We start from the raw sequence: 11,592 nt of genomic DNA, 5'->3' as shown, positions 1-11,592 counted from the left end.
TTTTTGGGCTTCTTGGTGGTCATCACTTCGGTCATGGAACAGTCCTTTCGGGATTATTTCATGACCCCGTTCCACACAGAAATTCTGACAGGCTCTGAAGGCCAGGAACTTTACAAGTACTTCGCAACCGGACTGATTGTCGACGACTCTCCTTTGGACTGGACATCTTCCCCTGCAAGCCCTGGGCGGATTCCGGAAAAAATCACGAACAAGAGGTGACCATGATGTATGCGAAAAAGATCGCCCTTTCAGCAACACGCACAACGACCAGAAAATCTGTCCTGGTGCTGCTGACATTCATTCTGGCAGCGTGGATTTCACTCATGACGACCTGGCGAATCGAGTCGGATTCGTCGATAGTCCTTACCGATGGAGAACTCATGATCCGCTTGGCCGTGCTACCCGCATTCATTTCTGCGTTTGTACTACTTCTAACAACCGCGTGTGCAAGACTTCCCGCCAAACCTGATGCATCTGCGGTATCGGCGGCACAGATCCAATCAGGGCCATTTCAGGCACAAGTCGTAGGACTTCAATGGATGAACCCATTGCAGCGCAAGGACTATCCAACGGAATGGCAATTACTCTGGACATTAGGATTGGTCAAGCCGAATGCCGATGACGATATGGTAAAAAAGAACCCTAAAAGGTATGGCTCTTTCCAGGTCGTCGGGTCGATCGTAAATGGTAGTGATGGCGAAGCTTCGTTTAAGTACTATTTCAACACCTACTTCGACGAGCTGGTCTACGCTTATCGCGACAAGTATTTCAGTGATGAGAAATACTTCTACAACGCACATGCAATCAAGGACAAATCCACACGACGCGAGCTCGCCGGAATCCGCGTCGAGTTCGCGCTTCCGGAAGGACAGCTCGATCCTTCCGAAGAAACCATATACATCCGAACCGAGATCAAACGAGCCTTCGACATCGGCAATCCCAACTTCCCCAATTCGTGGACCCGTGACACGCTGCCGGATGTCCGTATCACGCAAGGCGGCGCCAACGCCGGCTTCACCTCGCTGACCCAAGGCCTCGACTATCTGCGGCAACACCCGTCGGAGACCGTATGGGTCATGAACTGGGACGCCCCGAGTCGCCCCCTGGACGAACAAATCAATGAAAACATCGTCCTCCTCGTCCTGGCCGGTCCCGACTACAAGACCGGTCGCGCGCCCCTGGCCTGGCTGTCCTATCCGGCGCAAACCAGGGTGCAGGATGTCGCAGCGGACGACGGCACCCCACGCCAGGTCCACGCCTGGAAAACGGCGCTGGAACAAGCTGCACGAAACGCGGGAAAACGCCCGACCGACATCGGCTTCGTGATCCACGACGCCAACAGCACGCACCCACATTCCTCCGAGCGGCTGGCGGGCCTGGCCCGCACCGTCACCGAAAACATCCCCGAACTGGATTTCATGACGCAGACCTTCAACACGTCCGCCCTGCTGGGTGAAATGCGCGCCGGGAGCGCACTGACCAATGTCGCGCTGGCCATCGGCTACGCCAATCACATCGGCAAGACGGTGCTGGTCGCAGGCACCACCGACCTCGAGCAACCGACAGCCACCGTGGTCACGCCCCCTGCCATCGTACGCCCCATCGACGCCAATGCGCCCTGGTTCCGCGCACGCGGTGCGAACAACGCCTTCATGACGTGGTGGGGCTTGCGCCACGATGCGCGCCCGATCATGCAAGGCTATTCGCAATAGCCGCGAGCAGGAGTCATCGCCATGCGCAAGGTCATCCGCCTGAACGACCCCACCACCCACGGCGGGAGAGTGGTCGCGGCAGCATCGAAGACGACGGTCATGGGCGTCAGGGTCGCACGCAAGGGCGACCGCTGCTTCTGCCCGATTCAGGGCCACCAGAACTGCGTCATCGCCGAGGGCGACCCGAAGGTCACGATCGACGGCGTTCCAGTGGCCTTCGAAGGACACGCCACCAGTTGTGGCGCGAAATTGATTTCCACGGCGCCGAAAAGCGGCCGTGGTTGATTCAGCTTACTTGCAGCCGCAGCTGCCCGACCCGCAACCGCCGCCGCCCGACTTGGCCGGCGCCGAACCCGGCAGGATGGCGCCCGGCGCGCGGCCGGTTTCTTCGTCGAAGCCCGCGGCTTGCAGGCGCGCCACGTACTGCTTCCACAGCGACTCCTGGCTGCGACCCAGCTCGTACAGGTAGTCCCAGCTGAAGATGCCGGTGTCGTGGCCGTCCGAGAAGGTCGGCTTGATCGCGTAGTTGCCGACCTGCTCGACGTCGGCGATGCCGACTTCGCGCTTGCCGACCTGCAGCACTTCCTGGCCCGGGCCATGGCCCTTCACTTCGGCCGACGGCGAGTACACGCGCATCAGTTCAAATGGAATCGAATAGGCGCTGCCGTCGTCGTAGGCGACGTCGAGCACGCGCGATTTCTGGTGGACGGTGAGTTCGGTTGGATTAGGCATGAATCTTTTCTCTGTCAGTTGAAACGGCGCGCGATGGCGGCGCCCAGTTGTCCGGCCAGCGCGCGGCGCGCTGCCAGGGTGTCGGCTTCGGTCTCGCGCACGGCCTGGGCCCATACGGGCGCCGGGAAATGCGCGTCGTCCGCATAGCGCGGAATGATATGCCAGTGCAGGTGCGGCACCACATTGCCCAGGCTGGCCACATTGACCTTCAGCGGCTGCATGACTTCGCGCACCGCCTCCTCGACCAGGAACACCGCCTCGTTCACCAGCAGCCGGTCTGCGCGCGACAGATCGCTCATCTCGCGCACGTGATCGTGCCAGATCACGCGGCAAAAGCCGGGGTAGTTGGCGTCGTCGACGACGATGACGCTGAACTTGTCGCCGCGCCATACGGTCGGCACGGACAGCTCGCACAGCTCGCAGCCAGCTTCCCGCGTCATACCAGCACCCTTTCGATGCCGCCGTTATTGGCGCGCGCCACGTACTCCGGCAGCCAGTTCTCGCCCAGCAGGTGCTTCGCGATCTCGACCACGATGTAGTCGGCAGTGGTGCCCGAGTCGTCGTTGTAACGGCTCAAGCCCTGCAGGCAGGACGGGCAGCTAGTCAGGATTTTCACATCCCCCTTGAAGCCGTCGGCGCGCAGTTTATCCGCGCCCTTGACCATCTCGACTTCCTTGCGCGAGCGCACCTGGGTCGAGATGTCGGGACGGGTCACGGCAAAGGTGCCCGACTCGCCGCAGCAGCGGTCGTTCTTCTCGATCCTGACGTTGTCGACCGTCGAGACCAGCGCGTTCACCGTCTTCATCGAATCCTGCAGCTTCATCGGCGTGTGGCAGGGGTCGTGGTACATGTAGCGGGTGCCGTTCACGCCCTCGAGCTTGACGCCCTTCTCCAGCAAGTACTCGTGGATGTCCATGATGCGGCAGCCGGGGAAGATCTTCTCGAATTCATAGGTCGCGAGCTGGTCGTAGCAGGTGCCGCACGAGACCAGGACCGTTTTGATGTCGAGGTAGTTCAGCGTGTTGGCCATGCGGTGGAACAGCACGCGGTTATCCGTCATCATCTTGTCGGCCTTGTCGTACTGGCCGGCGCCGCGCTGCGGATAGCCGCAGCACAGATAGCCCGGCGGCAGCACGGTCTGCACGCCGACTTCCCACAGCATCGCTTGCGTGGCCAGGCCGACCTGCGAGAACAGGCGCTCGGAGCCGCAGCCCGGGAAGTAGAACACGGCTTCGGTGTCGGCCGTGGTCTTCTTGGGGTTGCGGATGATCGGGACGATCTTGTCGTCCTCGATGTCGAGCAGCGCGCGCGCCGTCTTCTTCGGCAGGTTGCCCGGCATCTTCTTGTTGACGAAGTGGATCACCTGCTCGCGCACCGGCGGCTTGCCCGTGGTCGGCGGCGGCGACGCCGTCTGCGGCTTGGCCAGGCCTTTCAGCAGGCGGTTGCCCATGCGCTGGGCCTTGAAGCCCAGGTCGACCATCGCCTTGCGCGTGGCGTTGATGGTGGTCGGATCGGTCGCGTTCAGGAAGAACATGGCCGCGCGGTTGGCCGGCTTGAAGCTGCGCTTGTCCATCTTGCGCAGCAGATTACGCATATTCATCGACACGTCGCCGAAGTCGATGTTGACCGGACAGGGCGTGACGCACTTGTGGCACACGGTGCAGTGGTCGGACACGTCCTCGAACTCTTCCCAGTGGCGCAGCGAGACGCCGCGGCGGGTCTGTTCCTCGTACAGGAAGGCTTCGATCAGCGCCGACGTGGCGAGGATCTTGTCGCGCGGCGAATACAGCAGGTTCGCCTGTGGCACGTGGGTCGTGCACACGGGTTTGCACTTGCCGCAGCGCAGGCAGTCCTTGATGCTGTTGGCGATCTCGCCGATATCGCTCTGCTGCATGATCAGCGATTCGTGGCCCATCAGGCCGAACGACGGCGTGTAGGCGTTGCGCAGGTCGGCGTGGGCGCCTTCGAGGTTGAGCAGCTTGCCCTTGTTGAAGCGGCCTTCCGGATCGACGCGCACCTTGTAGTCGCGGAAGTCCTGGATCTCGGAATCAAGCAGGAATTCGAGCTTGGTGATGCCGATGCCGTGCTCGCCCGAGATCACGCCGTCCAGCGAACGCGCCAGCTTCATGATGCGCTCGACCGCCTTGTGCGCGTCCTGCAGCATGGCGTAGTCGTCCGAGTTCACCGGCAGGTTGGTGTGGACGTTGCCGTCGCCCGCGTGCATGTGCAGGGCGACGAACACGCGCGAGCGCAGCACGCGCTTGTGGATCGCGACCGCTTCGTCGAGGATGCACTGGTAGGCGGCGCCGTTGAAGATCTGGCGCAGCGGCGCGCGTACTTCGGCCTTCCACGACACGCGCACGGTATGGTCCTGCACCGCGTCGAACAGGCGCGCATCGGGCTGGATCGCCAGGCGCTGCGTGATCGCCTGGTCCAGGTGGTCGAGGCCCAGCGACTGCAGCTGCTCGCGCACTTCACCCAGCGACGCATCGAGATTGGCCAGGATGAAGGTCCAGCGCTTGTCGACCAGGTCGACCAGGGCGCGCGCCTGCAGCGGGCGGTCGCCCATGATCTCGTCGCGGTCGACCCCGTCGCCGCTGGCGTCGTCGCTCTTGGCCAGCGGCAGGTGGTCGCTCGCCAGGTAGGCGCGCAGCTGGTCCACCAGCTGCAGCTTGTTCTTGATCGACAGCTCGACGTTGATGCGCTCGATGCCGTCGGTATACTCGCCCATCCGGTTCAGGGGAATGACCACGTCTTCATTGATCTTGAAGGCGTTGGTGTGGCGCGCGATGGCCGCGGTGCGGGCGCGGTCGAGCCAGAACTTCTTGCGCGCCTCGGGGCTGACGGCGACGAAGCCCTCGCCCACGCGGGTGTTCGCCAGGCGCACCACTTCGGATGCCGCCAGCGCCACCGCGTTCTCGTCGTCGCCGACGATGTCGCCGAACAGCGCCATCTTGGGCAGCACGCCGCGCTTGGACTTGGTGGCGTAGCCGACCGCGCGCAGGTAGCGCTCGTCCAGGTGCTCGAGGCCCGCCAGGCGCAGCGTGGCAAACGCCGGGTCGCCGTTCTTCGGCAGGCTGTCCAGGTAATCCTTGATCTCGACGATCGACGGGATCGCGTCGCGCGCCTGGCCGAAGAATTCCAGCGCCACCGTGCGGGTGAACTTGGGCATCTTGTGCAGGATCCAGCGCGCCGACGTAATGAGGCCGTCGGTGCCCTCTTTCTGGATGCCCGGCAGGCCGGCCAGGAATTTATCGGTGACGTCCTTGCCCAGGCCCTCCTTGCGGAAGCGCCTGCCCTCGATGGTCAGGGTCTCGGTGCGGAACGGCTGGCCTTTCGGGGCGCCCTTGAGCGACGGATGGGTCCATTCGAGCAGGAACTCGGCCGTCGGCGCGTCGTGGATCTTGCCCAGGTTATGGTTGATGCGGGTGACGTCGAGCCAGTCGCCGTTCGGGTCGACCATGCGCCACGAGGCCAGGTTGTCGAGCGCCGTGCCCCACAACACGGCCTTCTTGCCGCCCGCGTTCATCGCGATATTGCCGCCCACGCAGGACGCGTGGGCCGAGGTCGGGTCGACCGCGAACACGAAGCCGGCCTTCTCGGCCGCCTGCGACACGCGCTGCGTGACGACGCCGGCATAGGTGTGGATGGTCGCGTACTCGCGGTTCAGGCCCGGCATGGTCGTCATCTCGACCTCGCCGATGCCGATCAGCTTTTCGGTGTTGATCACGGCCGACATCGGCGTGAGCGGGATCGCGCCGCCGGTGTAGCCGGTGCCGCCGCCGCGCGGGATGATGGTCAATCCGAGCTCGATGCAGCCCTTGACCAGGCCGGCCATCTCGTCCTCGCTGTCGGGCAGCAGGACCAGGAAGGGATACTCGACGCGCCAGTCGGTGGCATCGGTCACGTGCGAGGTGCGGTGCATGCCGTCGAAGCGGATGTTGCGCTTGTCGGTGTAGGCGCCCAGCACCTTGGTGGCGCGCTTGCGCAGGTCGTAGGTTTCGGCGAATTCGCGGCCGAAGTCGTCCACGGCGCGGCGCGCGGCGGCCAGCAGCTGTTCGACGGCGGCGCTGCGGGTGGCGACCATCTCCGGATCCCCGCCGTCCAGCGCATCGACCGTGGTGCGGCGCTTGTCGATCTCGGCCAGGCGGTGGTGCAGCGCTTCGATCAGCTTGGCCCGGCGCTTCGGGTTGTCCAGCATGTCGTCCTGCAGGTAGGGATTGCGGCGCACCACCCAGATATCGCCCAGCACCTCGTACAGCATGCGTGCCGAACGGCCGGTCTGGCGCGCGCCGCGCAGGCTGTCGAGCAGCTCCCACGATGACTCACCGAGCAGGCGGATCACGATTTCGCGGTCCGAGAACGAAGTGTAGTTATAAGGGATCTCGCGCAGGCGCGCGGGTGCGTTGTCGGCAAGCAGGGTATGGATGTGTGCGGGGGCGTTCATGAATTCTGGTCGACGATCGGACAGGCCCGAAGGACGTTCATTCTAGCTTATTGCGATGCACCACGCTCGGCTAATGCCCGGGCCGCCATTCTACGGCGCGAAACAAAATGTCTATACTATTTTGAAAGTGCAAACTTTATTTGCCTGCAAGGCTTCTGATGCAACGTTTATGAGCCAGCGCGACCCGAACGGCATATGTCATCCGGCGTTGTTTGACGTCTGCGGCAATTCCGCGCTCGCCTCGAACGCCTCGCCCAGCTCGAAGAAATGCCCGCCCGCGACGTAGTGGATGCTCTTCGGCCCGCCTTCGGTCGTGACCCAGTGGCCGTCGCGGAACACGGCCGGATCGGCCCAGGCGGCGACCACCTGGCCGAGGAACAGGTCATAGGTTTCCTGGATGTGCGGTTCGGGCAGCAGGCGGCATTCGAGCCAGGCCAGGCAACCGTCCAGCAGCGGCGCGCCGACCTGCTCGCCGGTCCAATGGCCGGCGCCGAAGGCGGCGAACTTGTCGACTTCGCGGCCCGTGGTCGAGCCGACCTGCAGGGTCAGCTGCGCCAGTTCGCGCGACGGCACCATCAGGGCGAATTCGCCGGACGCCTCGATCATCCGGCGCGTGAGCGTGCTCTTGTCGAGCACCACCGCCACCTTCGGCGGATCGAAGTCGAGCGGCATCGACCAGGCGGCGGCCATCACGTTGATCGCTTCGCCATGCCGGCTCGATACGAGCACGGTCGGGCCGTGGTTCATCAGGCGATACGCTTTGTCGAGGGGAACGGGAAGGCGGTCGGTCATGCACGATCCTGGGGCTGCGTCGAAACATCCATTATGAACCGCCCCTTGCGAACGTGCAGGACGCTAGCGCTCCGACGGCGCGATGTCCTGGATGGCGGCCGCGAAGCGCGCATGCGCGGCCGGATCCACCGGCCGCAGCGTCGGCTCGGTGCGCGCCGGGTCGTGGCCGAGATAGTTTCCGTTCTTCCAGTCGCGCGCGGGCCGGACCGGCCGCGGCGCGAAGCCGCCGCCGCAGTTCGGGCAGACGTTCAGCAATACGCCGTCGACGCAGGCGGCGCAGAACGTGCACTCGTAGGAGCAGATGCGCGCCTCGGTCGAGGCCGGCGGCAGGGCCATATTGCAGTGTTCGCAGTTCGGTCGCAGTTCGAGCATCGGCGTCTTCCTGATGACCCGGCCGCTGTCGGAAAGGAATACTCAGCCGGTGATACGGGTCAGCATATCACCGAGATTGGTCCAGAAACTGTCCGGGATGTACAGCAGCGCCAGGGTCATGGTCAGATAGCGCGCGAACTTGCCGATCGCCATATACATGACGCTGGGCCAGAACGGCAGGTGCAGCCAGCCGGCCAGCGTGCACAGCGGGTCGCCGATGCCCGGCAGCCACGACAGCAGCATGGTCTTGGCGCCATAGCGCTTGAGCCAGCCGAACCAGCGGCTCTGGCGTTCTTTCGCGAACGCGACCTTGGCGCGGTAGCCAAGGAAATAGTCGAAGGCGCCACCCAGGGTATTGCCGAGCGTCCCCACCAGGATTGCCGGCCAGAACATGTCGGGATTGGCCTTGATCACCGCGAACACGGCCGGCTCTGAGCCGAGCGGCAGCAAGGTGGCGGAAACGAAACTGACGATGAAGATCGAGGTCAGCCCGACGGTCGGTGCAGCCAGGAAGTCAAGCAGCCATTGGACAGCGGATTCGATCATGCGGGCTTATGGGGCGCCTTGCGGTGGCCTAGTGGTGGCAATAAGCCTCCATTATAATGATCCGGTACTTTCGTCACGACACGATACGACGAGCCTGTCACCCAGCCAGTCGCATCGACCTTTGCGCCACGGTCACCCACCTTAGCGGAACAGTTCACGTCGTCCGTCCGCCGGCCCTGCCGGCCTGACTATTGCAATCCGACCATGACTACCGACTACCTTCGAAAAATCCTGACCGCCCGCGTCTACGACGTCGCCGAACAGACGCCGCTCGACCTCGCCCCGACCCTGTCCCAGCGCATGGGCAACCGCATTTATTTCAAGCGCGAAGACATGCAGAGCGTGTTCAGCTTCAAGCTGCGCGGCGCCTACAACAAGATGGCGAACCTGACGCCCGAGCAACTCAAGCGCGGCGTGATCTGCGCCTCGGCCGGCAACCACGCCCAGGGTGTGGCGCTGTCGGCCTGCCGTCTGGGCTGCCGCGCGCTGATCGTGATGCCGACCACGACCCCACAGGTGAAGATCGACGCGGTCAAGGCGCGCGGCGGCGCCAGCGTCGAAGTCGTGCTGCATGGCGACTCGTACACCGACGCCTATAACCACGCGCTGCTGCTGGAAAAAGAACAGCGCCTTACTTTTGTTCACCCCTTCGACGATCCGGACGTGATCGCCGGCCAGGGCACGATCGGCATGGAAATCCTGCGCCAGCTGTCGAGCCCGATCCATGCGATCTTCGTGGCCATCGGCGGCGGCGGCCTGATCGCCGGCATCGGCGCCTACGTCAAACAGATCCGTCCCGACATCAAGATCATCGGCGTGCAGACCCTGGATTCGGACGCGATGGCGCGCAGCCTGAAGGCCGGCCAGCGCGTCACCCTGACCGACGTCGGCCTGTTCTCGGACGGCACCGCGGTGCGCCTGGTGGGCGAGGAAACCTTCCGCGTCGCCCAGCAAGTGGTCGACGAGATCATCCTGGTCGACACCGACGCCATCTGCGCCGCGATCCAGGACGTGTTCCAGGATACGCGCAGCATCCTCGAGCCGGCCGGCGCGCTGGCGGTGGCCGGCGCCAAGGCCTATGTCGAGCGCTCGCAGATGAACCGCGAGCCGATAAAAAACGAGACGCTGGTGGCGGTGGCCTGCGGCGCCAATATGAACTTCGACCGCCTGCGCTTCGTGGCCGAGCGCGCCGAGCTGGGCGAATCGCGCGAGGCGGTCTTCGCCGTGACCGTGCCCGAGCAGCGCGGCAGCTTCCGCCGTTTCTGCGCGCTGGTCGGCCCGCGCAACGTCACCGAATTCAATTACCGCATCAGCCATGAAAACGAGGCCCATGTGTTCGTCGGCGTGCAGGTGGGCAGTCGCAGCGAGTCGGGCATGCTGGCGCGCACCTTCGAGGAACACGGCTACAAGACGCTGGATCTGACCTACGACGAGCTGGCCAAGCTGCACATCCGCCATCTGGTCGGCGGGAAAAGTTCACTTGCGCATGACGAATTGCTGTATCGTTTCGAGTTCCCCGAACGGCCGGGTGCGCTGATGCGCTTCCTGGACAGCATGGCGCCGAACTGGAATATCTCGCTGTTCCACTACCGCAACCAGGGCGGCGACGTGGGGCGCATCCTGGTCGGGCTGCAGGTGCCGCAGGCCGAGATGGATGAGTTCCGGCAATTCCTGGCCTCGCTCGGTTATCGTTACTGGGACGAGAGCGGCAATCCCGTCTATAAATTGTTTTTGGGGGCATAGACCCCAGATGCCGGTGATCTTGCGGTGTGACCGGCATCGTTTCATTGAACGCGTGGAAGGCAAGGCCTTCCACCTACCGCCATCATTATGAATACACCTGACCAATCGCCACTCGGCAAATCCTCCGCCTACCAGAGCCAATACGCTCCGGAACTGCTGTTCCCGATCCCGCGCCAGCAAAAGCGCGAGGAACTGGGCCTCTCCGGCACGCTCCCCTTCTTCGGCGTCGACATCTGGAACGCCTATGAACTGTCGTGGCTGAACATGCGCGGCAAGCCGCAGGTCGCGATCGCGACCGTGACGGCGCCTGCCGATTCGCCGAACATCGTCGAATCGAAGTCGTTCAAGCTCTACCTGAACTCGTTCAACCAGACCCGCCTCGCCGGCCCCGAGGCCCTGCTGGCCCTGCTGCGCGACGACCTGTCGAACGGCTTCGGCGCGCCGGTCCACGTCACCCTGACCCATCCGGAACAATTCGGCAAGATCGGAATGGGCGAGCTCGAGGGCACGCTGCTCGACCGCCTCGACATCGAGGTCGACGATTACTCGCCGGCCCCGCAGCTGCTCAAGGCCAATCACGAGGAAGCGCCGGTCGAGGAAACCCTGGTGTCGCACCTGCTCAAGTCCAATTGCCTGGTCACCGGCCAGCCGGACTGGGGCACGGTGCAGATCCGCTACGTCGGCCCGCAGATCGACCAGGAAGGCTTGCTGAAATACCTGATCGGCTTCCGCGAGCACAATGAATTCCACGAGCAATGTGTAGAGCGCATTTTCATGGACGTGCTGCGCCAGTGCCAGCCGAGCAAGCTGGCCGTGTATGCACGCTACACGCGGCGCGGCGGCCTGGACATCAATCCATGGCGGGCCAACTTCAGCACCGGCAAGCCGGGTAATCTGCGTGGCGCGCGCCAGTAAACATCGCATTTCTGTCAGGATATTACTCGCACGCTTGTGCGTTTTAGGCGACAGCCATGCAAGGTGCATGGCGTCTCCTTTTGCTATACGATACTGAACGACCTGCCTTGTTTTTAAGCAGAGCTTCGAGTAATCGACGGTATTCAGAAGGACCGGCATACGATTGCTGGCTTCAACAGCTGATTCGTTGAGGAAATTGCGTAACGATGTTGATGCAGATCAACTAGCTGCTTATCCCGTTTCGACGGGTATCGTGCGGCCGTTCGGCGAGAAGGCCAAACTGTCGCGAATTCGAGTGTCTCGGGCCCTAAACAGGCCTATAATCCCGTGCTC

Annotated in this window: 11 protein-coding genes; 5 read left to right on the top strand and 6 right to left on the bottom strand. The window is 63.4% G+C overall.

Annotated elements, in window-relative coordinates:
• From ABIB42_RS20275 to ABIB42_RS20265, 3 genes are all read left to right on the top strand, one after another.
• Positions 1 to 219, top strand: a 219-nt coding sequence (locus tag ABIB42_RS20275) for a hypothetical protein (protein ID WP_429248893.1), incomplete at its 5' end; no start/stop codon positions are given.
• 2 nt (positions 220 to 221) lie between these two features.
• Positions 222 to 1,712: a hypothetical protein gene (locus ABIB42_RS20270; protein ID WP_429248892.1), complete on the top strand. Its 1,491-nt coding sequence runs from the start codon at positions 222 to 224 to the stop codon at positions 1,710 to 1,712.
• Positions 1,713 to 1,733: 21 nt separating this feature from the next.
• Positions 1,734 to 1,997, top strand: coding sequence for a PAAR domain-containing protein (locus ABIB42_RS20265; protein ID WP_005663289.1), 264 nt, complete (start codon positions 1,734 to 1,736; stop codon positions 1,995 to 1,997).
• 6 nt (positions 1,998 to 2,003) lie between these two features.
• On the opposite strand, the gene ABIB42_RS20260 is transcribed toward ABIB42_RS20265, so the two are convergent.
• The 6 genes from ABIB42_RS20260 to ABIB42_RS20235 all read right to left on the bottom strand — a co-directional run bounded on the left by ABIB42_RS20260 (position 2,004) and on the right by ABIB42_RS20235 (position 8,601).
• Complete coding sequence (locus tag ABIB42_RS20260) at positions 2,004 to 2,444, bottom strand: gamma-butyrobetaine hydroxylase-like domain-containing protein (RefSeq protein WP_184237994.1); 441 nt, start codon at positions 2,442 to 2,444, stop codon at positions 2,004 to 2,006.
• A 14-nt stretch (positions 2,445 to 2,458) separates the two neighbouring features.
• Positions 2,459 to 2,884, bottom strand: coding sequence for an HIT family protein (locus ABIB42_RS20255; protein ID WP_184237992.1), 426 nt, complete (start codon positions 2,882 to 2,884; stop codon positions 2,459 to 2,461).
• Positions 2,881 to 6,891, bottom strand: a complete 4,011-nt coding sequence (locus ABIB42_RS20250; protein WP_184237990.1) for a DUF3683 domain-containing protein — start codon at positions 6,889 to 6,891, stop codon at positions 2,881 to 2,883. The genes ABIB42_RS20255 and ABIB42_RS20250 overlap by 4 nt, the downstream gene beginning before the upstream one ends.
• 198 nt (positions 6,892 to 7,089) lie before the next feature.
• Entirely contained in the window at positions 7,090 to 7,683 is a 594-nt protein-coding gene (locus ABIB42_RS20245) for a flavin reductase family protein (protein WP_005663297.1), read from the bottom strand.
• A gap of 63 nt (positions 7,684 to 7,746) precedes the next feature.
• Entirely contained in the window at positions 7,747 to 8,055 is a 309-nt protein-coding gene (locus tag ABIB42_RS20240; protein WP_184237988.1) for a DUF1272 domain-containing protein, read from the bottom strand.
• A gap of 42 nt (positions 8,056 to 8,097) precedes the next feature.
• Positions 8,098 to 8,601 (bottom strand): YqaA family protein, encoded by a 504-nt coding sequence (locus tag ABIB42_RS20235; protein ID WP_005663301.1) that lies wholly within the window; start codon positions 8,599 to 8,601, stop codon positions 8,098 to 8,100.
• Between the two features lie 204 nt (positions 8,602 to 8,805).
• On the opposite strand from ABIB42_RS20235, the gene ilvA reads away from it, so the two are divergent.
• Complete coding sequence (gene ilvA, locus ABIB42_RS20230; protein ID WP_273029312.1) at positions 8,806 to 10,344, top strand: threonine ammonia-lyase, biosynthetic; 1,539 nt, start codon at positions 8,806 to 8,808, stop codon at positions 10,342 to 10,344.
• Between the two features lie 87 nt (positions 10,345 to 10,431).
• Positions 10,432 to 11,259 (top strand): NADPH-dependent 7-cyano-7-deazaguanine reductase QueF, encoded by an 828-nt coding sequence (queF, locus tag ABIB42_RS20225; protein ID WP_219862239.1) that lies wholly within the window; start codon positions 10,432 to 10,434, stop codon positions 11,257 to 11,259.
• Positions 11,260 to 11,592 lie beyond the last annotated feature (333 nt).

Source organism: Massilia sp. UYP32 (assembly GCF_050434365.1).
Classification (GTDB): domain Bacteria; phylum Pseudomonadota; class Gammaproteobacteria; order Burkholderiales; family Burkholderiaceae_D; genus Telluria; species Telluria timonae.
Note: the sequence above shows the minus strand (reverse complement) of the source record. Positions and strands in the feature narration are given on the sequence as shown.

Excerpts from the sequence above, each read along its gene's own strand:
- ABIB42_RS20270 (WP_429248892.1), top strand. The coding sequence starts at position 222 with ATGATGTATGCGAAAAAGATCGCCCTTTCAGCAACACGCACAACGACC.
- ABIB42_RS20265 (WP_005663289.1), top strand. The coding sequence starts at position 1,734 with ATGCGCAAGGTCATCCGCCTGAACGACCCCACCACCCACGGCGGGAGA.
- ABIB42_RS20260 (WP_184237994.1), bottom strand. The coding sequence starts at position 2,444 with ATGCCTAATCCAACCGAACTCACCGTCCACCAGAAATCGCGCGTGCTC.
- ABIB42_RS20255 (WP_184237992.1), bottom strand. The coding sequence starts at position 2,884 with ATGACGCGGGAAGCTGGCTGCGAGCTGTGCGAGCTGTCCGTGCCGACC.
- ABIB42_RS20250 (WP_184237990.1), bottom strand. The coding sequence starts at position 6,891 with ATGAACGCCCCCGCACACATCCATACCCTGCTTGCCGACAACGCACCC.
- ABIB42_RS20245 (WP_005663297.1), bottom strand. The coding sequence starts at position 7,683 with ATGACCGACCGCCTTCCCGTTCCCCTCGACAAAGCGTATCGCCTGATG.
- ABIB42_RS20240 (WP_184237988.1), bottom strand. The coding sequence starts at position 8,055 with ATGCTCGAACTGCGACCGAACTGCGAACACTGCAATATGGCCCTGCCG.
- ABIB42_RS20235 (WP_005663301.1), bottom strand. The coding sequence starts at position 8,601 with ATGATCGAATCCGCTGTCCAATGGCTGCTTGACTTCCTGGCTGCACCG.
- ilvA (WP_273029312.1), top strand. The coding sequence starts at position 8,806 with ATGACTACCGACTACCTTCGAAAAATCCTGACCGCCCGCGTCTACGAC.
- queF (WP_219862239.1), top strand. The coding sequence starts at position 10,432 with ATGAATACACCTGACCAATCGCCACTCGGCAAATCCTCCGCCTACCAG.